The sequence below is a fragment of the Streptomyces sp. NBC_01017 genome, assembly GCF_045162795.1.
Lineage (GTDB): Bacteria > Actinomycetota > Actinomycetes > Streptomycetales > Streptomycetaceae > Streptomyces > Streptomyces machairae.
This window is the reverse complement of sequence record NZ_CP108683.1, coordinates 2,779,842-2,802,616: the sequence shown is the minus strand read 5'-3', so window position 1 is coordinate 2,802,616 and position 22,775 is coordinate 2,779,842. Positions and strand designations below refer to the sequence as shown.

The window sequence follows — 22,775 nt, the reverse complement described above, 5'->3', positions numbered from 1 at the left end:
GATCTTGGCACGCACGTCATGCCCGTCGTGGGGACGCAAGCAGATAGCGTGCTCTGGTGCGCGGCTCGGTGTGCTCGCCGACCTGCCAGCCCGCCTCTTCCAGTGTGGCCGCGCAGGCCCGCAGCCGCGCGCCGTCGCTCTCGTGCACGGCTGCAGCCTCCGGCTGCGGGGTTGCCCGCACCCGGTACCCGTCCGCGGAGTCCGGCCCGGCCGGAGGGTGGCCGGCCGCCTCCAGCGCAAGCGCGGCGGCCTGCACCAGATGCGTACGCTCCCACGCGCACGGCCGGTCCACGGCCCCGTCCGGACTGGTCATCCGGCGCAGCTCCAGGAGGCCCTGCCAGGCGCCCCGCACCTCACGCAACCGCGCCGGCCCCGTCTTCGGGGCGTCCTCCTCACCGCCGATCCGCGCGGCGAACACCCCGCCGGCCGCGGCAGCCGCGGGCTCCGCAGGTGCTGCCGGCTCGGTGGGCTCCGCCTCCCGGATCCGATGCCCCGCCGGCGTCAGAAAGTGATCGTGCGGCGGCCGCGGGTGCCGAAAGGCGAGCCCCCGCTTCACCAGCGCAGCGAGCTGCGCGTCCGTACCCCTCAGCCGCCCGGTGATGGGATCGGCGGCATCGATGACACGCCGCTGGGCGGTGGTCGGCGGTCGGGTCACGGCCTGCTCCTTCCCGGGCGCTGGGCATCGGCCCGACTCCAGGCACGGCGTCGGCGGCCCCCTCCGGGCGAGGACCGGCCCATCTGCTGGGAAGGCTACGACCCGGGTCTGACATTCCACCCGGCGATCACGGGCCGACCGTGCTCGGTACCCAGTCGGCACAGCGTCCCCGTCGCCAGCTGGAACAGCGCCCCGTCCGCCGCCGGCAGCCCGAGCCGCCGGGCCGTGAGCACCCGCAGGAAGTGGCCGTGCGCCACGAGCACCACGCACCCCTCGGTGTTGGCGAAGGCGGCATCCACCTTGGCCAGCATCCGGTCGGCGCGCTCCCCGACCTGTTCGGGACTCTCCCCGGGATGGTCGGGCGGCCCCGGCGCGACCCCGTCCGTGAACAGGAACCACCCCGGCCGCTCGCGCTGGATCTCGACGGTCGTGATGCCCTCGTACCCGCCGTAGTCCCACTCCCGCAGATCGGCGTCGACCCGCATGTCGTGCAGTCCGATCAGCTCCGCGGTCTCCCGCGCCCGTTGCGACGGGCTGACGAACGCCGCCCCGATCCGATGCGAGCGGATCATCGGCACCAGCCGCCGCGCCTCCTCCCGCCCGTGCTCGGTGAGCGGTACGTCCGTCCAGCCCGTGTGCCGCCCGGACCGTGACCAGGCGGTCTCGCCGTGCCGGACGAGAAAGAGATCACTCATGTGTCCAGGCTAAGAGCCCAGCGCTCCAACTCCGTGAAGTCACGCTCGCGCAGCCCCTTGCGCGCGTCGACCGGTACGAGCAGCGCGGCCGCGTCATGGTGGGCCGCGACATGTCGTACGTCGAGGTCGGTGATCATGTCGTCGACCCAGACGAAGGGCCGTCCCGCCGCCCACGCGACCACGTGCCGGGTCTTCCAGTACAGCCCGTCGGGGTCCGTCCCGAACAGCTCGGGCCACTCGATGACCGGCAGATCACCCGGCAGCCCGATCACCGGCCCGATCATCTCGTTGGCCTGGTGCTGCCAGGTGGTGGCCCAGGCCAGCTCGTACGGCAGCGCCAGCAGCCGCTCCCCGTGCCCCGGATGCAGGCGCACCTTCAGGCCCCGACGCAACCGCCGGGACCCCGGAGTCTGCCGGGCGGACCAGTTGGCGGGGTGCAGCCGGCACGTCACATAGCCGCGATGGCGGAGGTACGGGGCGCGGAACGGGTTGAGAGGACCGTCCACGTCGAGGAGCAGCAGAGGGCGGGTACTCATACACGGGTTCTACCCACCCTGGACACTCAGGTCTGCCGATAGCCGCTGAGGAACCGTCCGATCCGCCCGATCGCCGCCTCCAGGTCGTCCGCGTACGGCAGGGTCAGAATCCGGAAGTGATCCGGGGTCGGCCAGTTGAAGCCCGTGCCCTGCACGACCTGGATCTTCTCCCGCAGCAGCAGGTCCAGGACGAACCTCTCGTCGTCGTGGATCTTGTGCACCTTGGGGTCGATGCGCGGGAAGGCGTAGAGCGCGCCCTTCGGCTTCACGCAGGACACGCCGGGGATCTCGTTGAGCTTCTCCCAGGCCACGTCGCGCTGTTCGTGCAGGCGGCCGCCGGGGGTGGTGAGCTCCCGGATGGACTGGCGGCCCCCGAGGGCGGCCTGGATGGCGTACTGGGCGGGCGCGTTGGCGCACAGCCGCATGGAGGCCAGCATCGTCAGGCCCTCCAGATAGTCCTTCGCGTGCTGCCTCGGGCCGGTGACGACGAGCCAGCCGGAGCGGAAGCCCGCCACCCGGTACGTCTTCGACAGGCCGCAGAAGGTGAGGACCACCAGGTCGGGGGCGAGGGTCGCGACCGAGTGGTGCACGGCGTCGTCGTAGAGGATCTGGTCGTAGATCTCGTCGGCGAAGACCATCAGGCCGTGGCGGCGGGCAAGGTCGAGGATGCCCTCCAGGATCTCCTTGGGGTACACCGCGCCGGTCGGGTTGTTCGGGTTGATGATGACCACGGCCCGCGTGCGGTCCGTGATCTTCGAAGCCATGTCGTCCAGGTCGGGGTACCAGTCGGCCTGCTCGTCGCACAGGTAGTGCACGGCCTTGCCGCCGGCGAGGGTCGTCACCGCCGTCCAGAGGGGGAAGTCCGGGGCGGGGATGAGGATCTCGTCGCCGTCCTCGAGGAGTGCCTGTACGGACATGGAGACCAGCTCGGACACGCCGTTGCCGAGGAAGACGTCGTCGACACCGACCTCCAGGCCGAGCGTCTGGTAGCGCTGGGCCACGGCCCGGCGGGCGGAGAGGACGCCGCGCGAGTCGGTGTAGCCGTGCGCCTGGGGGAGCATCCGGATCATGTCCTGGAGGATCTCCTCCGGCGCCTCGAAGCCGAAGAGCGCGGGGTTGCCGGTGTTCAGGCGCAGCACGCTGTGACCCGCCTCCTCCAGTGCGTTCGCGTGCTCGATCACCGGACCGCGGATCTCGTAACAGACCTCGCTCAGCTTGCTCGACTGCCGGAACTCCATGCGCGCTCGCCCCTCCGGTTTCGTGTGTTGCTTGGTTTTACCAAGTTCACGCTTGGAAAGTCCAACAACATGTCTAGACTGCGTCGCATGTCACCTCGCCGAAGCTACGACCAGTACTGTTCCGCCGCCCGTGCGCTCGACGTCGTCGGCGACCGCTGGACCCTGCTGATCGTCCGGGAGCTGCTGGCCGGCCCGCGGCGCTACACCGACCTGCACGCCGACCTGCCCGGCGTCAGCACGGACGTACTCGCCTCGCGGCTGAAGGACATGGAACGGGACGGGATCACCACGCGGCGCCGGCTGCCGCCGCCCGGTGCGGCGTACGTCTACGAACTCACCTCGCGTGGACGTGAGTTGCTGCCCGTGCTCCAGGCGCTGGGGGAGTGGGGGCAGCCCGAGCTCGGCGAGCGGCGGGCCACCGACGCCGTGCGTGCGCACTGGTTCGCGCTGCCTCTGCTGAGGTCGCTGGAGGGAGTGGGCTTGGTCGAAGTCCGCCTGGAGGAAGGCGACTTCCACCTGTACGTCGGCGCCGAGGACGGCCCGGTCTACGGCGACGGGCCCGCCCCCGGTGAGCCCGACGCGCGGCTGGTCCTGGACTCCGCGACGTGCGAGGCGGTCGCGCGGGGGGAGTTGAGTGTGGCGGACGCCGTACGGGACGGCCGTGTCGCGGTGAGCGGGGACGGGACCCTGGCCAAGGCCCTGCTGGACGTCTGACCACCGACGAGGCCCGCCGTACGGTCATGTACGGCGGGCCTCGTCGATCGGTGTGACGATCCGTCAGGCGCCCGGCGGCACCCGCGACGGCCGCCCCGGCCCGCGCGTCAGCGTGTACCCGCCGACACCCGCGAGCGCGGCCAGCGCGCCGCCGATCGCCGTCCACACCCAGCGGTCGGACCACCAGCCGGACGCCCAGCCGTCCTCGGGCTCGATGCCGGACAGCACGGCCGAGGCGGACGAATCCTCTTCGTCGTCCTGCGACTTGACGGCGACCCCTGGTACGAGCGGCTCAGCCAGCGCCCCGTCCACCGCGGCCGAACCGCCGATGTCCTTGGAGTCGACCCGGACCTCGGCGCCGACCGGCAGACCGAGGTCGGAGGTGGGCACGTCCACGACCGACAGGCGGATGTAGTACGTGCCCGGCAGCGGGTCGTTGGCCCAGGGCTCCGACCAGCCGCGGACGGTACGCAGGACGCAGGCCAGCTCGACCGTGCTCGCGTTCGCCGCCGCGGTGCGCGTCTGCGCCGCGTACTGGCAGGCCTGACGGCGGCGCAGGCCGTCGTACACGTCGATCTGCCAGGTCTCGGCGGCATGCGTGTCGGGCAGCTTCACGGTCGCCTTGACGGTGGGGCGCCGGCCGGCGTCCGCGGGGAACGACCAGTACAGGTAGTCGCCCGTGGAGGCGCTCGCGGTGGCCGTCTGCCCCTGCCCGATCTCGGTCGCGGTCCGGAAGGAGGTGCCCGCCTGGGTCGGCGCGCCGCCGTCCTCCGAAGCGCTGGGGGAAGGAGAGGTGTCGGCGACCGCAGGGGCGACCGCCGGCCCGAGCATCAGCAGGGCCGTGCTCAACACACGTGTGATCCGCATCAGTTGGTCCTCCAGACCGCGACGCGCCAGCGCGACAGCCAGCCCCAGACGAGACCGGCGAGGAAGCCGGTGAGGATCAGCGCCCCGAGCAGCCACCAGCCGCGCCCGAGGCCGAAGGAGGCCACGTCGCTCGACTGCGACGGCCCGTCCACGACGTCGACGGTCAGCTCCAGCGGCAGCCCGGGCGTGCTCTGCACTCCGGAGCCGGCCGAGAAGGAGTGGGTGACCTGGAGACACACGGTCTCGGTGGCCGCGGCGGTCGCGTCCTCGTCGTCGGCCTCCGCCTTCGGGTAGCGCAGACCGGTGGACACGACATCCGTACGGCCGTTGCCCGCCGCCTCGCCGCGCACGATCTCCCGGCCGGGCGCGGTCACCGCCCGCAGCAGGACGCCGTACGAGGGGTTCACGGCCCGGTCGGCCGCCACGCTCACCGAGGCGCGCAGCTCCTGGCCGGGCTCGACGTCCACCCGGTACCAGCGCTGCTGCCCGAACTCCTCGCGGTCGGTGTACAGGCCGGACTTCAGCGTCGGCGCCTTGGTGCACCGGTCCGCGCCCGTCGTCGCGACCGGCGTCACCACCGGATCGGCCGCCCGGTCCACCAACTGGTTGACCTTGTCGGTGAGTTCCTCGGTGTGCTCGACCGAGGTGAACGTCCCGCCGGTCGCCTCCGCGATACAGCTGAGCTGCTGCCGCATCTTGGTGTTCGGGACGAGGCCGAGCGTGTCGATGGTCAGACCGATGCCCTTGGCGGCGATCTCCCGGGCCACCTCGCACGGGTCGAGCGGGGCGCAGGTGTCCTCGCCGTCGCTGATCAGCACGATCCGCTTGGATCCCTCGCCGCCGTCGAGGTCGCCGGCGGCCTTCAGCAGCGCGGGACCGATCGGCGTCCAGCCGGTCGGCGTGAGGGTCGCCACCGCCGTCTTGGCCTCGGTGCGGTCCAGGGGGCCGACCGGGTAGAGCTGCGCGGTGTCCTTGCAGCCCGTCCTGCGGTCGTCGCCCGGGTAGTTGGCGCCCAGGGTGCGGATGCCGAGCTGAACCTCTTCGGGCGTCGCGTCCAGCACCTCGTTGAAGGCCTGCTTCGCCGCAGCCATCCGGGACTTGCCGTCGATGTCCTTGGCCCGCATCGAGCCGCTCACGTCGAGGACGAGATCGACCTTGGGCGCCAACGCGCTGGTCTCATCGGCAACCGCCCCGGCCGGGAACGCCATCCCGGCCGCGAGCGCGGCGAGCAGGGCGCAGGCCCCGGTCGCCAGCCGTGTTCTTGTGATCATCGGCGGATCTTATTGATCAGAGGTGTCCCGCTTCAAAACGAGGTCAGAACACCTCGGTGACCAGCGGATTGGGCAGCTCCGCCCACTGGTCCCCGGGCGACCCGGGCGACAGCCGCATCAGCGTCAGCGCCTTCGTCGGCAGCGGCTCCTCGCGCAGTGCGGCGAGATCCCCGGTGTCCGGCAGCTCCCGTACGACCGCCTTCAGCGCCCCGTGCAACGCCGCGCCCGAGCCCGCCGTACCCGCCAGCGCCCCGGCCACCAGCGAGCCGAACAGCTTGCGTCGCAGGGTCGGCACGTCGTCCGTGACGATCCGGCCGGCCAGCTCCGGCAGCGGGATGCCGTGCCGGGCCAGCCGGGCCGGGCTGACGCGGATGTCGGCGAGGTCGCGGTAGACCAGCCCGACCGGGGAGCCGTCCGCCGACAGCACCACGAGCAGGTTCTGGCCGTGGGCCTCCAGCGCCACACCCAGCTCCAGCAGCCGCAGCCCCACGGTGACGGCGAGACGCGTGAACTCGGCCAGCCACGCGGGCGATTCGGCCAGCTCGGTGGTGGCCAGCGCCGCCACCGGTACGACCCGCTCGCCGGGCCCCGCGTACACCTGCGGCGACTCGCGCAGCACCGCCGCCAGATCGGGGGAGTCGGCCGTCGCGGCACCCAGCGTGCGGGTGACGTGAAGCAGCCCGTCCATACGTGCCGCCAGCTCCGCCGCGAAGTCCGACAGGGTGGCCGACAGGCCGATGGAGTACACCGAGATGTCCCGCACCGAGGACGTGAGCCGCGCGCTCAACGCGGTCTTCACATGCGGTCCGTCGGGCAGGGCGAGAGTGCGCAGGGACATCAGCGGGTGCGCGGCGATCCCGTCGCCGCAGGGGCCACAGGGGCGCTTGAGCACATGCTCGGCCTGCCACGGATGCACCGGGATCAGCAGGCGTTCCCCGTCCCGCAACTCCGTGGGCCACCGGCCCGTCACCAGGCACTCCGCCGCCCGCACCGGCACCGGCCCCAGCGTCACCACCGGCCGGTGCTCGGGCCCGTACGCCAACTGCTCCGCGACCGAGAAGCCGGGCCGGGAACGGCAGTTGGGATGGAACGGATGCCCGTCGACCACCCGCTGCTCCCACGCCCAGTCGGACACCGGCCACTCCTTCGGGTGGCCGTGCTGCCCGGCCCGCGACAGCGCCAACGAGGCGACACTGTGGCCGAGTTCGGCGGCGAAGGACGTGCCGTGCGGCACGGCGAGGTCGGACAGCAGCCGGGCCGGATCGTCGTACGACGTGTCGTCGAGCCGTACGGCCGTGACGTACGCGGCGGTGGCGTACGGGTCCGCACGCGGGCCGTGCAGCCGGCGCCCGTCCGAAAGGCACAGGGTGAGGCCCTCCCTGCCCGGCTCACGGCGGGCGACCCAGGGCAGGGGCTCGTGCGCGAGGGCACGCCACAGCCGGGTCAGCACGGCCGCCCGGGCCCCGGGCAGCTCGGCGGCGTACCGCGACGCGAGTTCGGGGCGTACGTCGGCCAGATCGGCGCCGACCTCGGCCTCGGCGCTGGGGAGACGGTGCACGGGCGGGCTCCTCGGGTACGAGTAGGACGTCGGGCCAGGTGCCGACGACAGAGACATACTGATCGTCTTCCCTCCGGAACGGACCGTAGAGAACGAGTGGAGCGAGTGCACCTCAACTCCTTGTCAGCCGCTGCCGACGCCCACGCGGTCGCGCCCTTGCTGAACTGCTTCCTCCGGGAGGTGGCAGAGCCCGTTCCGGGCCCGGGCGAGCGGCGTGTGTACCGGCTGCACGGCACGGGCCGCCTGCTGCGGGTGCTCGGCGAACGCCGGCCCGCCGAGCCCGAGGTGCGAGCGGACGGGACGTGGCAGCGCGTCGGTCACACCGAACTCGTCAAGTTGGTCGCCGAGGAGCTGCGCCGCCACACCGGTCTGTCCAACCACGAACTGCCCGCCGAGATGATCGACAGCCGGGACACGGTGGCCGCGCTGCTCACCGCACGCGCGCGTGCGACGCCGCCGGAGGACCCCTACCTCCGCTCCGAGCAGTGCCTCCTCACCGGCCACCCCTATCACCCCGCCCCCAAGGCGCGCGGTGGCGGCCCGGCCGCGGCCTGGCTGCCGTACGCCCCCGAGGCGCACGCCCGCTTCCCGCTGACGCTGCTCGGCCTGCGCGAGGACGCGGTCGTCGAGGACGGCGACACCTCCGCCCTGGACGCCTTCGGCGAGGCGCCGCCCGGTTACCGGCTGCTGCCCGCGCACCCGTGGCAGCTGGACCTGGTCGGCCGGGAGGTCGCGGAGGCCTTCGCCGACGGCCGGCTGATCCGGCTCGGCACGACCGGCTTCGACGCGTGGCCGACGGCCGCGATCCGCACGCTGTACGTCCCCGAGTGCGCCCCCGAGTCCGCCTCCGCGGGCGACCTCTTCCTCAAGTTCAGCCTCGACGTCCGCATCACCAACGACATCCGTCGGCTGTGGCGCCACGACCTGCTGAAACTCCCCCGGACCGATGCGGCGGCGTCCCGCGCGTTCGCGACGAGCCCCGCGGCCTGGCTCTCCGACCGCGGCTACCGCACCGCCGACTTCGCCTTCGAGGAACTGGCGGTCCTGGTGCGCGACGGCTTCCACGGCCACCTGCTGCCCGGTGCCACTCCGATTCTCGCCGCGGGCCTGGTGGAGGACTTCGAAGGCAGCCCGCTCGGCGACGCGGCCTGGTGGGAGGCGTACCTGCGCGCCGTCGTCCCGCCCGCCCTCGCGGCCTTCGCCGATCACGGCGTCGTCCTGGAGGCCCACCTGCAGAACACGCTGGTCGCCGTCGACACCGACGGCATCCCGGTGCAGGCCCTCTTCCGGGACGCCGAGGGCGTGAAGCTGCTGCCGGACGTGTCCCGTGAGGCCGGCTGGGAGCGGCTGGTGTACACGCTCGTCGTGAACCACCTCTGCGAGATTGCCGCGGCCCTCGCGGAGCGTCACCCGGGCTTCGACCCCTGGCCCGCCGTCCACCGCGAACTGGCCCGCCACGACCTCCCCGAGATCCCGGCCCTGCTGTCGTCCCCCACCCTCCCCGGCAAGACCAACCTGCTGCTGCGCTGGACGGGCGCGGACGGCGCCGACGCCCGGTACCTGCCCCTCCCGAACCCGCTGGCCGGGTGAGCGCTGACTTACCCTGGCGGGTGTGCTGCGCGATGTGACTGCTGTTCGATACGTGACCCCGCTGCGGTCCGGCGGCTCCGTGCCCGGAGTCGTCGAGGCCGACGACCTCGGCACGTACGTCGTGAAGTTCACCGGTTCCGCGCAGGGGCGCAAGGCGCTGGTCGCCGAGGTGATCGTCGGCGAGCTGGCCCGTGCCCTGGGGCTGCGCTTCCCCGAGCTGGTCCTGGTCCATTTCGACCCCGCCGTCGCGGACGGCGAGCCGCACCAGGAGGTGCGGGACCTGCACGCCGCCAGCGCGGGGGTCAACCTCGGCATGGACTTTCTGCCGGGCGCTCGGGACTTCACCCCGGAGGTCGCGAAGACCTTCCCCGTCGACCCGCTGGAGGCGGGCCGGATCGTCTGGCTGGACGCCCTGACCACGAACGTCGACCGCACGGTGCACAGCTCGAACCTGATGATCTGGCCCACCCTCGGCACGGTCCCGCCGCGCCTGTGGCTGATCGACCACGGAGCGGCCCTCGTCTTCCACCACCGCTGGGACGGCTCGGACCCGGCGAAGTCCTACGACTTCCGCCACCACGCCCTCGGCCACTACGCCCCCGACGTGCGCGCCGCGAACGCGGAGCTGGCGCCCAGGGTGAGCGAGGAACTGCTGCGCGGGATCGTGGCCGAGGTGCCGGACCCCTGGCTGGCGGACGAGCCCGGCTTCGAGACGCCCGACGCGCTCCGCGAGGCCTACGTCGGCCACCTCCACGCACGCGTGCAGGCGTCCTCCGCCTGGCTCCCCACCGACTTCCCCACCCGGGAGGAACTCGCCGCCGAGCAAGCCCTACGGGCGGCGAAGTCACAGGAAGGCCGGCCGAAGTGGCTGAAGCAGGTGCCCGACCTGCACGGCAAGCCGGCCGCGGAACAGGATTGGTCGGTGCACCTCGGATGAGTGGCCGTGTCGAGATCGAGTACTGCACCCAGTGCAGGTGGCTGCCCCGGGCGGCCTGGCTGGCGCAGGAACTGCTCACCACCTTCGAGGCGGAGCTGGACGAACTGGCGCTGAAGCCGGGCAAGGGCGGGATCTTCGTCGTCCGCGTCGACGGCGAAGTGGTCTGGGACCGCCGCGAGCAGGGCTTCCCCGAGCCGACGGCGGTCAAGCAGGCCGTACGCGACCGAGTGGCCCCGGGAAAGTCCCTGGGCCACTCGGACAAACCGGCTTCCTGAGGGCTCAGCCCTTCAGCTGCTCGTACGCCGGCAGCGTCAGGAAGTCCGCGTAGTTCTCGTCGAGGGAGACCTCCAGGAGCAGGTCGTGGGCCTGCTGCCAGTGGCCGGCCGCGAAGGCCTCCTCGCCGATCTCGGCGCGGATGTTCGCCAGTTCCTCGGCGGCGACCTTGCGGGCCAGCTCCGGGGTGGCGTGCTCGCCGTTCTCGAACTCGACGCCCGCGTTGATCCACTGCCAGATCTGGGAACGGGAGATCTCGGCGGTGGCCGCGTCCTCCATGAGGTTGAAGATGGCGACCGCGCCGAGGCCGCGCAGCCAGGCCTCGATGTAGCGGATGCCGACCTGCACCGCGTTGACCAGGCCCGGGTACGTCGGCTTGGCCTCCAGGGAGTCGATGGCGATCAGGTCGGCCGCCTGCACGGAGACGTCCTCGCGCAGGCGGTCCTTCTGGTTGGGCCTGTCGCCGAGGACCTTGTCGAAGGACTCCATGGCGATCGGGACCAGGTCGGGGTGGGCGACCCAGGAGCCGTCGAAGCCGTCGCCGGCCTCGCGGTCCTTGTCGGCGCGGACCTTCTCGAAGGCCACCTTGTTGACCTCGGCGTCCCGGCGGGACGGGATGAAGGCCGCCATGCCGCCGATCGCGTGCGCGCCGCGCTTGTGGCAGGTGCGGACGAGGAGTTCGGTGTACGCGCGCATGAACGGGGCCGTCATGGTGACCGCGTTGCGGTCCGGGAGGACGAACTTGGTGCCGCCGTCACGGAAGTTCTTGACGATGGAGAACAGGTAGTCCCAGCGGCCGGCGTTCAACCCGGCGGCGTGGTCGCGGAGTTCGTAGAGGATCTCCTCCATCTCGTACGCCGCCGTGATCGTCTCGATCAGGACGGTCGCGCGGACGGTGCCCTGCGGGATGCCGACGTAGTCCTGCGCGAAGACGAAGACCTCGTTCCAGAGGCGGGCCTCCAGGTGCGACTCCGTCTTCGGGAGGTAGAAGTACGGGCCCTTGCCGAGGTCGAGCAGCCGCTGGGCGTTGTGGAAGAAGTACAGGCCGAAGTCGACGAGGGCGCCGGGGACCTGCTCACCGTCGAACTGGAGGTGACGCTCGTTCAGGTGCCAGCCGCGCGGGCGCATGACGACGGTCGCGAGCTCGTCGTTCGCGCGCAGGGCGTACGACTTGCCGGACTTCGGGTCGGTGAAGTCGATGTTCCGGGTGTACGCGTCGATCAGGTTGATCTGGCCGAGGACGACGTTCTCCCAGGTCGGCGCCGAGGCGTCCTCGAAGTCGGCCAGCCAGACCTTCGCGCCCGAGTTGAGGGCGTTGATGGTCATCTTGCGGTCGGTGGGGCCGGTGATCTCGACCCGGCGGTCCTGCAGCGCGGGCGGACACGGGCCCACCGTCCAGGAGTCGTCCGCGCGGATGGCGGCGGTCTCCGGGAGGAAGTCGAGTGTGGAGGTGCGGGCGATCTCGGCGCGGCGCTTCGCACGGCGGGCGAGGAGTTCGTCACGCCGGGGCGTGAACCGGCGGTGCAGCTCGGCCACGAAGGCGAGGGCCGCTTCCGTGAGGACCTCCTCCTGCCGGGGCAGGGGCTCGGCGTCGACGATGGCCAGCGGGGACGGCGCTGGTGCGGACATGAGCTGTCACTTCCTTCAGCGAACTACGGAGACGAGCGGTCGAGCTTTGGCACCGGGTGCCAGTCTTCCCGGATACGGCTGGGAGCGCCCGTGGAGCAGTCGGGCGCTTCTGAACAGTGGATACTAGTTTCCTCATGGTGGAAGTTCAATGGTTTGTTGATGTCGAGATTCTCTGAGTCGAGGCAAGGTGGCTCTGGGTGCCACCGTCTTCACTCAAGGTGGGTGAGATCGGCCTCCGTGTCGATGTCGTACGGCCGGGCCACGTCCCCGCACTCGACGAGCCCGATCGCGTCCTCGTGCGCCTTCAGATAGGCGCGTGCCCCTCGATCGCCGGTCGCAGTCGCCGCGATGCCCGCCCAGTGGGCGGCGCCGAAGAGCACGGGATGGCCGCGTACGCCGTCGTAGGCGGCCGAGACGAGCGACGCCTCGTCCCCGTAGGCGGCGAGCACGCGCGCGACCGCTTCCGGTCCGATGCCGGGCTGGTCGACGAGCGACACCAGCGCCGCCCGCGCGCCCGTGCCCGCGAGCGAGTCGAGCCCGGCGCGCAGGGAGGAGCCCATCCCGTCGGCCCAGTCGGGGTTGTCCACCAGGACGCAGTCACCGAGTTCCGCCTGCTCCCGTACGGCGGCGGCCTGTGCGCCCAGCACCACGTGCACGCGGGCGCAGCCGGCCGCGATCAGTACCCCGACCGCGTGCTCGACGAGCGGTCGGCCACGGTGCCGGAGCAGGGCCTTGGGGCGTCCGCCGAGCCGCCGTCCACCCCCGGCGGCGAGCAGCAGACCCGCGACCAGGGGGGCTTCTTTCTCAGTCATGCGTCCTGCATACCTGACGTCCGCCGCCGCAGCCGGTGTCGTTGGGCTGAATTTCGGTCCGTATGGTGGCGCGCCCGGCAGCGGTGGCGTTTACTGACCCGCGTCCCCGGCGCCCGACCACCGTCAGGGGGGCTCGACGGGGGATGTGTGACTACTGGCGCACAACGGCGTGCGAGGGGGAGCTTTGTTGCGGAGCTTGGGGCAGAGGTCGGTGACGGGCAGCGACGAGGACCTGAGGGTGGCGGGACTGCGGACCGCCGTGTCCCGTCTGCGCCGCCAACTCGCCGCGCATCCCGGTGAGTTCCCCGACCGGGGCATCGCCGAGGACGAACTTGCCGCGCTGGCCGCGATGACGATCGAGGGCGCCCCCGAAATCCCGCGCCTGCGCCGGTCGTTACTGCTGATCGCGGGCGCGATCGGCTCGGTGAGCGCACTGTCCCGGGGCCTGTCGGCCGTACGCGACGCGGTGGAGCTGTTCGGGGACCCGCCGCGTCGTTGAGGCCTCAGATCTCGACGACCAGTTCGTAGCCGCCTGTCTGCGTGTCCTCGCGCGAGGCGCGGGGTGTGGACGATGCTGAAGCGCCCCCGCCCCGGCCCGCCACCGGTCGCAGACCTTGTCGACGCGGCCAGGGCCAGGCGTCGGACGAGTGCGCCGCTCTCCGCCGCGGGATTCAGTGGAATCCCGCGGACCCCAGCGGGAGCTAAGCGGTCGGCGTCGAGGTGGCCAGGGCCTCCGACAGTTCGACGGCGACCTGCTGGAGCATCGGTACGATCTTGTCCGTCGCCGCCTCGGTCACCCGTCCTGCCGGGCCGGAGATCGAGATGGCCGCCGCGGTGGGGGAGTCGGGGACGGGGACGGCCAGGCAGCGGACGCCGACCTCCTGCTCGTTGTCGTCGATCGCGTAGCCGTTCAGGCGTACCTCCTCCAGGGCCGCGAGGAAGCCGTCCGGCGTGGTGATCGTCTTCTCCGTCGCGGCCGGCATGCCGGTGCGGGACAGCAGTGCCCGCACCTCCTCCGGCGGGAAGGAGGCGAGCAGCGCCTTGCCGACACCGGTGGAGTGCGGCAGCACGCGCCGGCCGACCTCGGTGAACATGCGCATCGAGTGCTTGGACGGCACCTGGGCGACGTACACGATCTCGTCGCCGTCGAGCAGGGCCATGTTCGCCGTCTCGCCGGTCTCCTCGACCAGCCGGGCGAGGTACGGGCGGGCCCAGGTGCCCAGCAGCCGGGACGCGGACTCGCCGAGGCGGATCAGGCGCGGGCCGAGGGCGTAGCGGCGGTTGGGCTGCTGGCGTACGTAACCGCACGCCACGAGCGTCCGCATCAGGCGGTGGATGGTGGGCAGCGGCAGTCCGCTGCTCGCGGACAGCTCGCTCAGACCGACTTCGCCGCCCGCGTCCGCCATCCGTTCCAGCAGGTCGAAGGCGCGCTCGAGGGACTGGACGCCACCATTGGAGCTGGACCTGGCGGAGTCGGTGGTGCTGGCGCTGGACGTCGGCACGGCGTTCCTTTCGGGACCGGTAGGAGCTCAGAAGCCTACCCGTCGGTCGGTTGACTCCCTGCTTGTACGTAGCTACGTTCTGCTTGCCGGAATTGTAATTCCGCTTTGTGGAAACGTCCAGAGTGCGGCGGACGGGTGCACTGTGGAGAAGTGTGCCCTTGACGGCGCGGGAGCGGGAGCGGAGACTCCTTCAACAGAAAGTTGAATTCCGTTACGCGGAAGTAAACGGCGGCAGAGAGGGGTTCGGGTGTCCGACGCTGAACTGGTGCTGCGCTCGACGCGCGTCATCACCCCGGAGGGGACACGGGCCGCCTCGGTCCTGGTCTCCGCCGGCAAGATCACGGCCGTACTCGGGTACGACGCCGAAGTCCCGTCCGGTGCCCGCCTGGAGGACCTCGGCGACGACGTCCTGCTGCCCGGCCTGGTCGACACGCACGTGCACGTCAACGACCCGGGCCGCACCGAGTGGGAGGGCTTCTGGACCGCCACGCGTGCCGCGGCGGCCGGCGGCATCACCACCCTCGTCGACATGCCGCTCAACTCCCTCCCGCCGACCACGACGGTCGACAACCTCCGCGTCAAGCAGCAGGTCGCCGCCGACAAGGCGCACATCGACGTCGGCTTCTGGGGCGGCGCCCTGCCCGACAACGTCAAGGACCTGCGCCCGCTCCACGAGGCCGGCGTCTTCGGCTTCAAGGCCTTCCTGTCGCCGTCCGGCGTGGACGAGTTCCCGCACCTCGAACGGGACCCGCTGGCCCGCACCATGGCCGAGATCGCCGCGTTCGACGGCCTGCTCATCGTGCACGCCGAGGACCCGCACCTGCTCGCCTCCGCCCCGCAGCAGCCGGGACCCAAGTACACCGACTTCCTGGCCTCCCGCCCCCGGGACGCCGAGGACACGGCCATCGCCCAGCTCATCCGCGAGGCGAAGGCCCTGCGCGCACGCGTGCACGTGCTGCACCTGTCCTCCAGCGACGCCCTGCCGCTGATCGCCGAGGCGAGGGCGGACGGCGTCCGGGTCACCGTCGAGACCTGCCCGCACTACCTGACCCTCACCGCCGAGGAAGTCCCGGACGGCGCCAGCGAGTTCAAGTGCTGCCCGCCGATCCGCGAGTCCGCCAACCAGGACCTGCTCTGGCAGGCGCTGGCCGACGGCACGATCGACTGCGTGGTGACCGACCACTCCCCGTCCACGGCCGACCTGAAGACAGACGACTTCGCGACGGCCTGGGGCGGCATCTCCGGACTCCAGCTGAGCCTGGCGGCCGTATGGACCGAGGCCCGTAAGCGCGGGCACGGCCTGGAGGACGTGGTCCGCTGGATGTCCGCGCGGACGGCGGAGCTCGTCGGACTCGACGACCGCAAGGGCGCCATCGAGGCGGGCCGTGACGCCGACTTCGCCGTCCTCGCGCCCGACGAGACGTTCACCGTCGACCCGGCCGCCCTCCAGCACCGCAACCGCGTGACGGCGTACGCGGGCAAGACCCTGTACGGCGTCGTGAAGTCCACCTGGCTGCGCGGCGAACGCATCGTCACGGACGGCGAGTTCACCGACCCGAAGGGGCGACTGCTCACCCGGACCAACTGAATCCCACCCATCGAATTCGAAAGGCAGACCTGATCACCGTGACGGCGATACCCAGCTTCACCGGCGACGCGAACCCCTACGGCGGCGGCGACCCCTACGCCGACCACCGCACCGCCGACTTCCCGTTCACCCAGTACGCCAACCTCGCCGACCGCGGGCTGGGCGCCGGTGTCATCGCCGCCAACGACGAGTTCTTCGCCCAGCGCGAGAACCTTCTGCTGCCCGAGCGGGCCGAGTTCGACCCCGAGCACTTCGGGCACAAGGGCAAGATCATGGACGGCTGGGAGACCCGGCGGCGGCGCGGCGCCTCCGCCGAGCACCCGTGGCCGACGGCCGAGGACCACGACTGGGCGCTGGTCCGCCTCGGCGCGCCCGGCGTGATCCGCGGGATCGTCGTCGACACGGCCCACTTCCGCGGCAACTACCCGCAGGCGGTGTCCATCGAGGCCACGTCGGTACCGGGTTCGCCGTCGCCGCAGGAGTTGCTGGCGGACGACGTGAAGTGGACGACGCTGGTGCCGCGCACGCCGGTGGGCGGGCATGCGGAGAATGGTTTCGCCATCGCCGTGGAGCAGCGCTTCACCCACCTGCGCGTCAACCAGCACCCCGACGGCGGCATCGCCCGCCTGCGCGTGTACGGCGAGGTGGCCCCGGATCCGCAGTGGCTGGAGGTGCTCGGCACCCTCGACGTCGTCGCCCTGGAGAACGGCGGCCAAGTGGAGGACGCCTCCAACCTCTTCTACTCGCCCGCCACGAACACCATCCAGCCGGGCCGCTCCCGCAAGATGGACGACGGCTGGGAGACGCGCCGACGCCGCGACCAGGGCAACGACTGGATCCGCTACCGCCTCGTCGCCCAGTCCCAGATCCGGGCGATCGAGATCGACACCGCGTACCTGAAGGGCAACAGCGCGGGCTGGGCGTCGGTCTCGGTGAAGGACGGCGAGGACGGCGAATGGACGGAGATCCTGCCGCGCACCCGCCTCCAGCCCGACACGAACCACCGCTTCGTCCTGCCGAACCCGGCCGTGGGCACGCACGCGCGCGTGGACATCTTCCCCGACGGCGGCATCTCCCGACTGCGGCTGCACGGTTCGCTGACCGAGCAGGGCACGGCCGGACTGGCGGCGCGGCACCAGGAGCTGGGCGGCTGACGCAGGTGTGGCGCACCGGATCTCCAACTCCGGTGCGCCTCGCTATCGTTGACCTGGTTGCCGTAGAAGGGCCAGGGGGACGTGATGGGCGTGTTGCTGTACTACCCGACGGTGAATCCGCCCACCGAAGTCGTCCACCAGGCCCTGCTCTACTGGGACGGCATCGCCTCGGTCGTGCCCCGCGACCCCCGCGTGTACGAGGCGCTCGTCGGCGCCGAACTGCGGCGGCTGGAGGAGCGTGAGCTGTACCGGCCGCTCGCCTTCACGCCCGAGACGCTCGATGTCCTGGACGGCCACGGGCCCTCGCCCCACTCGGGGCAGAACTGGTCCGTCCTGACCCGTGAGCTCCAGCGGATCGCGGCCCGCCCGGATCCGCCCGGGCCCACCTCGCCGCCCGAAGCAGTCCTCTACACGTCGAAGATCAGCCACCGGCTCAAGCAGCAACTGTTGGAGCTGGGGCTTGCCACCAACCTCGTGCCCTGGGAACTCAGCGCGCAGCTCTCCGTCTCCAAGGAGGTCCAGGCCCTGGTCGTCGGCGTGCTGGCCCGTGAGCTCGCCGCCGCGACGGACATCGCCCTGTTCCCGTACACGGACAGCGAGGACGCGTACCGCAACAGCCTGCGCCCGGTGTCCCCGACCCGCAGTCTGGCCTGGGAGGTGGAGCTGGGCCGGCTGCTGCCCGTCCCGGCGCCGGACACCCCCACCGAGGACGTCCTCGCCTTCCGCGAGAAGTACGCCGACGAACGCCGCCGCCTGATGCGCGCCCTGCACGGCATGCTGGGCGATCTGCGCCGCGACTACGAGCACCCGGCGGACGTCTTCGCCCAGTTGCGCTCGGAACTCTCCGAGGCGGTCGAGGACTACCGGGCGGCGCGCCGCGGCAGCCGTATGGCCTGGGTGCACCGTTCGGTCACGGTGTCGGTCGCGCTGGCCGCAGCGGCCGGCGGCGCTCTGCTGCTGCCGGACCTCGGCTGGTTGCTCGGCACGATCGGCGGCTACGCCCTGAACGTGGCCACCCGGGAGATCCGCCCGCTGGCCAGGGCCCGGGACGACCACGACTTCAGCTATCTGTACCGGGTGCGGAGCGGGCTGGTCTGAGGGAGGACGGACGGTGGCGCTGGCGACGAAACGCCCGGGCAGTGCGCGGCTTGAGGAAGGGCGCCCTTGGAGGGTCGAGATCACCTACGCCAACGGATGGCATGCACTGCGCCTTTCGTCCGGGGCCGCCACACCGACGTGGGACGAGATCGACCGGTTCCTCGCTGAGAGCGGCTATGCCCGCACACAGGCGGCGCCTCGTCGGGCTCCCCGAGCCGGTGACCAGTTCGAGGTCGCGGGCTGGAGCTCGTACGTTCCCGGAGGCCGGCTCCCCCGGGACGAGGAGCGCGCGTGGGCCGGACCGGCCCGGGACGTCACCGTGGCGCTGCCCGCGGCCGAGGTGGGGGAGATCCGCCGGGCCCTGGACACGCTGCGAGCCCACTTCTCGCGGCCCGACCGGACAGAACGGGTCTTCGCGCTGCTCGCGGGCCTGGACGCCGTCGGCACGGTGACGGTGACGCTCCCCGCCGCCACCGCGAGGGACCTCCACTACGCCCTGTCGGCGGTCGGCCCCTGGACCGAGGGGCTCGACGGCGACACCGTGCGCGCGGCGGGCGACCTCGCCCGTCACCTGGCCAGGGCGCAGCCCGCCCACGGCCCCTGGCCCCACGTTCGGGAGACGGTGCAGGACGCCCTGCGCGAGGCCCTGTCCCGCCCGGGCGCCGAGGGGTTGGCCGCCCGAGACGAACTGCTGGCCCTACTCGGCAGATTCGCCGACGCACACCGGACGGCGACGGCGGCGGACGACGCGGACCAGGGGCGTCTCCAGGCGGAGCGGACCGCAGGGGAGGGGACGGCACCCTAGGCGACGTCGTCCTCCCCCCACAGGCGCTAGGCCGCGTGGCCGCCGTCCACCGCGAACTCCGTGCCCGTCACGTAGTCCGCCCCCGCCAGGTACGCGACCATCGACGCCACCTCGTCGGCCGTGCCGAAGCGGCCGAGGGCGGTCATTGCAGCCTGGTCGGGCGCGTAGGGACCGTCGGCCGGGTTCATGTCGGTGTCGATGGGCCCCGGGTGGATGACGTTCGCCGTGATGCCGCGCGGCCCCAGCTCACGCGCCAGAGCCTTCGTCAGGCCGATCAGGGCCGACTTGCTGGTGGCGTAGAGCGTTCCGCCGGGACCCGGCACCCGCTGGACCATGCAGGAGCCGATCGTGATGATCCTGCCCCCGGCACTCATCCGCGCGGCCGCCGCCTGCGAGGCCAGGAAGACGCCCCGGACGTTCACCGCGAGGACCCGGTCCACGTCCGCGAGCGACAGGCCCTCCAGCGGGCCCAGGACGCCGACGCCGGCGTTGTTCACCAGCACGTCAAGGCCGCCGAGCTCCTGCGCCGTGCGCTCCACGGCGCCCGCCGCCTCGTCCGCGTCCGCGGAGTCCGCCCGCAGGGCCACGGCCCGCCGCCCCAGCGCCTCGACGGCCCGTACGACCTCCTCGGCGGCCTCCTTGCCGTTCACGTAGGTCACGGCGACGTCCGCGCCCTCCCGGGCGAGCCGCAGGGCCGTGGCGGCGCCGATGCCACGGCTGGCGCCGGTGACCAGGGCGACCTTGCCGTGCAGGGTCGCGTCAGTGGTTGTCAGGGATGCATGCGTGGTTGTCATGGGTCCATCCCAGCGCCGCACGGGCCGAAGTGCTGGCGGCGAACGGACACCGAGGTGCCGGGGTCCAGACCTGGGGAGCCGGTCCAGCGATGAGTTGCGGGTGCCGACGGGGTCTGAGGTGATGACAGCAGATCCCACCCCGGAAAACCGGAAAGAGGCACTCCTCATGGGCAAGCTCGTTTCCACCCTCTTCGTCACGCTCGACGGCGTCTACCAGGCGCCCGGTGGCCCGGAGGAGGACACCCGCGGCGGCTTCGAGCACGGCGGCTGGAGCTTTCCGTACGCCGACGACGACTTCGGCCAGTTCATGAACGGGGTCTTCGCCCGCCCGGCCGCCTTCCTCCTCGGACGCCGTACGTACGACATCTTCGCCGCGTTCTGGCCGAAGGTGACCGACCCGGCCGACCCGGTCTCCTCCAAGCTGAACGCCCTGCCGAAGTACGTCCCGTCCGCCACGCTGACCGACCCCGCCTGGTCCGGCACCACCGTGCTGAGCGGCGACCTCGCCAAGGAGGTCACCGCCGTCAAGGAGCGCGTCGACGGCGAGCTCCAGGTCCACGGCAGCGGCGCCCTCGTCAGGTCCCTGCTGGCCCTCGGCCTCGTCGACACCCTCCACCTGCTGACCTTCCCGGTGGTGCTCGGCACGGGCCACCGCCTGTTCACGGAGGGCGCCGTGCCCACCGCGTTCAAGCACAGTGGCGGCAGCGTCACGAGTACCGGTGTCGTCATCAGCTCCTACGACCTGGCGGGTCGCCCCGAGTACGGCGCGTTCGGACTCCCCGAGGAGGCCTGATCAGCCGTCTGCGGCGTTCTCGCACGACCTCTCATGGAGATCGGGTGAGGACGCCGGGGCGCACGTTAACTTCCCGAAAACTCATCGGACTTGCCGGGAAAATCTCCGCCCTTGACATTGACATGCCACTGTCTACGCGCGTCATCATGAAGCCATGAGATTCCCCCCACGAATCACTCGCATCGGCGCCGCAGCCGCTGTCCTGTCCGCCCTTCTCGTCGGCGGCACCGTCACTGCCACGCCGGCGGCCGCCGCGGTCGGCAGCATCTGCTACAGCGACCTGCCGTCGCAGGCGTACGACACGCTCGAACTGATCGAGCAGGGTGGCCCCTTCCCCTACGACCAGGACGGCACCGTCTTCCAGAACCGGGAAGGCATCCTGCCGAGCCAGTCGTCCGGGTACTACCACGAGTACACGGTCATCACGCCCGGTTCCTCCAACCGTGGAGCTCGCCGGATCGTCACCGGGGAGGAGAACCAGGAGGACTACTACACGGCCGACCACTACGAGTCGTTCGACCTGGTCAACTACGGCTGCTGACCCCCCACGGTCACAGCCGGCGCCGAGGAACGGTGTCACCTGCCGGAGGTCCGGTCCGGGTTCATCCGGACTTCCGGCTCCCGGCGGCTGCGAACAGCGCGACCGCCAGCACCAGCAGGGCGACGCTCGCGTAGAGCTCGAAGCCGTCGAGGAAGTCGAGCCCCTGTACGAGACCCCAGTCCCAGTCGGTGAACTCGTTCAGCAGGCCCATGACGCCCTGCGCCAGGGCGATGACTCCCAGGAACTCCAGCAACTGCTTCATGCCATGACTCTCGCCCCGCGGACCCCCCACTCCAATCGGCCGCGGGGCGAGCCATGGCCGACGGAAGTCCTCGTTCCGGGTGGTCCGCCGCGACCAAGGTCGCCGATGCCGCGACTTTGGTCGTCGCTCCCGCCCGCAGGGACGCGCCGGGACCCGGCACTGCGTAGATTTGTCGACCGTGAGTGGTGACAAGCAGGTGCCCGCACCCCAGGCGTTCGCGGGGCGGCGCTGGCTGCTGCCCTCGGCCCTGATCCAGGAGTTCGACCCCGACCCCGAGCGCCCCGGGCGGCCCCGGCGCACCGCGCGGGACTGGGTGGTCGACTTCTCCTGCTTCCTGCTGGCCGTCATCATCGGTCTGCTGGCCGCCGACACGATGCGGGACGAGGACCTGCCCGCCGGATACGCCGTCTTCGACCAGCTGGTCGGCGCGCTCTCCTGCGCCGCGGTGTGGCTGCGCCGCCGCTGGCCGGTCGCGCTCGCCGCCGTGATGGTCCCGGTCGCCCTCCTGTCCAGCACCGCGGGCGGCGCGAGCCTGGTCGCCCTGTTCACCCTCGCCGTGCACCGGCCCTTCCGGTACGTGGCCTGGGTCGCCGGGACGTATGCGGTGTTGAACCCGCTGTACTTCCTGGTGCGTCCCGAGCCCGACATGCCGTACGGCTGGTCGGTCTTTCTGGCGTCACTGCTGACCGTCGCGGTGGTCGGCTGGGGCATGCTCGCGCGGTCCAAGCGTCAGCTCCTGCTGAGCCTGCGCGACCGGGCCCGGCGTGCCGAGAACGAGGCGCGGCTGCGGGCCGAGCAGGCGCAGCGGCTCGCCCGTGAGGCCATCGCCCGGGAGATGCACGACGTCCTCGCGCACCGGCTGACGCTGCTCAGCGTGCACGCGGGCGCCCTGGAGTTCCGGCCCGACGCACCCCGCGAGGAGATCGCGCGGGCGGCCGGCGTCATCCGGGAGAGCGCCCACGAGGCCCTCCAGGACCTACGGGAGATCATCGGCGTACTGCGGGCCGCCGAGCCCGACGACTCCGGCCGTCCGCAGCCGACCCTCGCGGCGCTGGAGGCGCTGGCCACCGAGTCCCGCGAGGCCGGCATGAAGGTCACCCTCGACCAGCGCGTCACCGACCCGGCCGCCGTCCCCGCCTCCGTCGGCCGCACCGCCTACCGCATCGCCCAGGAGGGCCTGACCAACGCCCGCAAGCACGCGCCCGGCACGGAGGTCACGGTCATGGTGACCGGCGCACCGGGCGACGGCCTGTGCGTATCGGTGCGCAACCCGGCGCCCGAGGGCGAGGTGCCGCACGTACCCGGCTCCGGACAGGGCCTGATCGGACTGACGGAACGGGCCACGCTGACGGGTGGCCGACTGGAGCACGGGCCCACCGGGGACGGCGGGTTCGAGGTGCGGGCCTGGCTGCCGTGGGGGTGAGCACCGCCGGTACCGGAGCGGGGCAGCTCAACGGCCGCCC

The 22,775-nt window shown here is 71.9% G+C and carries 24 protein-coding genes; 12 read left to right on the top strand and 12 right to left on the bottom strand.

Translation table 11 applies throughout. The features are described 5' to 3' along the window. Nucleotides 1–16 precede the first annotated feature (16 nt). From OG331_RS12980 to OG331_RS12965, 4 genes are all read right to left on the bottom strand, one after another. Nucleotides 17–655 (bottom strand): hypothetical protein, encoded by a 639-nt coding sequence (locus OG331_RS12980; protein ID WP_406195332.1) that lies wholly within the window; start codon nt 653–655, stop codon nt 17–19. Nucleotides 656–750: 95 nt separating this feature from the next. After that, nucleotides 751–1,350 carry a histidine phosphatase family protein gene (locus tag OG331_RS12975; RefSeq protein ID WP_406195329.1) on the bottom strand — a complete coding sequence of 200 codons (600 nt, stop codon included), beginning with the start codon at nt 1,348–1,350 and terminating at the stop codon, nt 751–753. Beyond that, a complete protein-coding gene (locus tag OG331_RS12970; protein WP_406195326.1) occupies nt 1,347–1,886 on the bottom strand; it encodes an HAD domain-containing protein in 540 nt (179 codons plus the stop codon). The genes OG331_RS12975 and OG331_RS12970 overlap by 4 nt, the downstream gene beginning before the upstream one ends. A gap of 26 nt (nt 1,887–1,912) precedes the next feature. Beyond that, nucleotides 1,913–3,124, bottom strand: coding sequence for a pyridoxal phosphate-dependent aminotransferase (locus OG331_RS12965; protein ID WP_406195324.1), 1,212 nt, complete (start codon nt 3,122–3,124; stop codon nt 1,913–1,915). Nucleotides 3,125–3,211: 87 nt separating this feature from the next. Here OG331_RS12965 and OG331_RS12960 point away from each other — a divergent pair, with 87 nt between their 5' ends. Beyond that, nucleotides 3,212–3,838, top strand: coding sequence for a winged helix-turn-helix transcriptional regulator (locus OG331_RS12960; protein WP_406195321.1), 627 nt, complete (start codon nt 3,212–3,214; stop codon nt 3,836–3,838). Nucleotides 3,839–3,901: 63 nt separating this feature from the next. Here OG331_RS12960 and OG331_RS12955 read toward each other — a convergent pair whose 3' ends face one another. The 3 genes from OG331_RS12955 to OG331_RS12945 are packed head-to-tail and all read right to left on the bottom strand — an operon-like array spanning nt 3,902 to nt 7,534. Continuing rightward, nucleotides 3,902–4,705: a hypothetical protein gene (locus tag OG331_RS12955; protein ID WP_406195319.1), complete on the bottom strand. Its 804-nt coding sequence runs from the start codon at nt 4,703–4,705 to the stop codon at nt 3,902–3,904. Further along, entirely contained in the window at nt 4,705–5,976 is a 1,272-nt protein-coding gene (locus tag OG331_RS12950) for a VWA domain-containing protein (protein ID WP_406195316.1), read from the bottom strand. Before OG331_RS12950 ends, OG331_RS12955 begins: the two co-directional genes overlap by 1 nt. Nucleotides 5,977–6,019: 43 nt before the next feature. After that, a complete protein-coding gene (locus OG331_RS12945) occupies nt 6,020–7,534 on the bottom strand; it encodes an IucA/IucC family protein (protein ID WP_406195313.1) in 1,515 nt (504 codons plus the stop codon). A gap of 105 nt (nt 7,535–7,639) precedes the next feature. Between OG331_RS12945 and OG331_RS12940 the strand changes: the two genes are divergently transcribed. From OG331_RS12940 to OG331_RS12930, 3 genes are read left to right on the top strand one after another with little or no spacing between them, the layout of a single operon-like run. Continuing rightward, nucleotides 7,640–9,124 (top strand): IucA/IucC family protein, encoded by a 1,485-nt coding sequence (locus OG331_RS12940; protein ID WP_406209983.1) that lies wholly within the window; start codon nt 7,640–7,642, stop codon nt 9,122–9,124. A 22-nt stretch (nt 9,125–9,146) separates the two neighbouring features. Continuing rightward, nucleotides 9,147–10,061, top strand: coding sequence for a HipA family kinase (locus OG331_RS12935; RefSeq protein ID WP_406195311.1), 915 nt, complete (start codon nt 9,147–9,149; stop codon nt 10,059–10,061). Then, entirely contained in the window at nt 10,058–10,336 is a 279-nt protein-coding gene (locus OG331_RS12930; protein ID WP_369274272.1) for a SelT/SelW/SelH family protein, read from the top strand. Before OG331_RS12935 ends, OG331_RS12930 begins: the two co-directional genes overlap by 4 nt. Before the next feature lie 4 nt (nt 10,337–10,340). Here the strand turns inward: OG331_RS12930 and aceB are convergent, their stop codons facing one another. Both aceB and OG331_RS12920 read right to left on the bottom strand, forming a co-directional pair. Further along, nucleotides 10,341–11,963: a malate synthase A gene (gene aceB / locus OG331_RS12925; protein WP_406195308.1), complete on the bottom strand. Its 1,623-nt coding sequence runs from the start codon at nt 11,961–11,963 to the stop codon at nt 10,341–10,343. A 209-nt stretch (nt 11,964–12,172) separates the two neighbouring features. Next, nucleotides 12,173–12,775 (bottom strand): NTP transferase domain-containing protein, encoded by a 603-nt coding sequence (locus OG331_RS12920; protein ID WP_406195306.1) that lies wholly within the window; start codon nt 12,773–12,775, stop codon nt 12,173–12,175. Nucleotides 12,776–12,959: 184 nt separating this feature from the next. Between OG331_RS12920 and OG331_RS12915 the strand changes: the two genes are divergently transcribed. Continuing rightward, a complete protein-coding gene (locus tag OG331_RS12915) occupies nt 12,960–13,274 on the top strand; it encodes a DUF5955 family protein (protein ID WP_406195304.1) in 315 nt (104 codons plus the stop codon). Nucleotides 13,275–13,476: 202 nt separating this feature from the next. On the opposite strand, the gene OG331_RS12910 is transcribed toward OG331_RS12915, so the two are convergent. Continuing rightward, a complete protein-coding gene (locus OG331_RS12910; protein ID WP_328878299.1) occupies nt 13,477–14,277 on the bottom strand; it encodes an IclR family transcriptional regulator in 801 nt (266 codons plus the stop codon). Nucleotides 14,278–14,524: 247 nt separating this feature from the next. On the opposite strand from OG331_RS12910, the gene allB reads away from it, so the two are divergent. The 4 genes from allB to OG331_RS12890 all read left to right on the top strand — a co-directional run bounded on the left by allB (nt 14,525) and on the right by OG331_RS12890 (nt 18,922). Further along, nucleotides 14,525–15,865 (top strand): allantoinase AllB, encoded by a 1,341-nt coding sequence (gene allB, locus OG331_RS12905; protein ID WP_406195301.1) that lies wholly within the window; start codon nt 14,525–14,527, stop codon nt 15,863–15,865. 38 nt (nt 15,866–15,903) lie between these two features. Then, nucleotides 15,904–17,019 carry an allantoicase gene (gene alc / locus OG331_RS12900; RefSeq protein ID WP_406195299.1) on the top strand — a complete coding sequence of 372 codons (1,116 nt, stop codon included), beginning with the start codon at nt 15,904–15,906 and terminating at the stop codon, nt 17,017–17,019. 84 nt (nt 17,020–17,103) lie between these two features. Then, nucleotides 17,104–18,117 (top strand): DUF6236 family protein, encoded by a 1,014-nt coding sequence (locus OG331_RS12895; protein ID WP_406195297.1) that lies wholly within the window; start codon nt 17,104–17,106, stop codon nt 18,115–18,117. Between the two features lie 13 nt (nt 18,118–18,130). Beyond that, nucleotides 18,131–18,922: a hypothetical protein gene (locus tag OG331_RS12890; RefSeq protein ID WP_406195295.1), complete on the top strand. Its 792-nt coding sequence runs from the start codon at nt 18,131–18,133 to the stop codon at nt 18,920–18,922. 26 nt (nt 18,923–18,948) lie between these two features. Here OG331_RS12890 and OG331_RS12885 read toward each other — a convergent pair whose 3' ends face one another. Then, a complete protein-coding gene (locus OG331_RS12885; protein ID WP_406195293.1) occupies nt 18,949–19,716 on the bottom strand; it encodes a 3-oxoacyl-ACP reductase family protein in 768 nt (255 codons plus the stop codon). Between the two features lie 166 nt (nt 19,717–19,882). On the opposite strand from OG331_RS12885, the gene OG331_RS12880 reads away from it, so the two are divergent. Next, nucleotides 19,883–20,509 carry a dihydrofolate reductase family protein gene (locus OG331_RS12880; RefSeq protein ID WP_406195291.1) on the top strand — a complete coding sequence of 209 codons (627 nt, stop codon included), beginning with the start codon at nt 19,883–19,885 and terminating at the stop codon, nt 20,507–20,509. Nucleotides 20,510–20,663: 154 nt separating this feature from the next. Beyond that, a complete protein-coding gene (locus tag OG331_RS12875; RefSeq protein WP_406195288.1) occupies nt 20,664–21,050 on the top strand; it encodes a ribonuclease domain-containing protein in 387 nt (128 codons plus the stop codon). Nucleotides 21,051–21,111: 61 nt separating this feature from the next. Here OG331_RS12875 and OG331_RS12870 read toward each other — a convergent pair whose 3' ends face one another. Next, entirely contained in the window at nt 21,112–21,312 is a 201-nt protein-coding gene (locus tag OG331_RS12870) for a hypothetical protein (protein WP_406195286.1), read from the bottom strand. A gap of 178 nt (nt 21,313–21,490) precedes the next feature. Between OG331_RS12870 and OG331_RS12865 the strand changes: the two genes are divergently transcribed. Continuing rightward, nucleotides 21,491–22,735 carry a sensor histidine kinase gene (locus tag OG331_RS12865; RefSeq protein WP_406195283.1) on the top strand — a complete coding sequence of 415 codons (1,245 nt, stop codon included), beginning with the start codon at nt 21,491–21,493 and terminating at the stop codon, nt 22,733–22,735. Nucleotides 22,736–22,775: the final 40 nt, after the last annotated feature.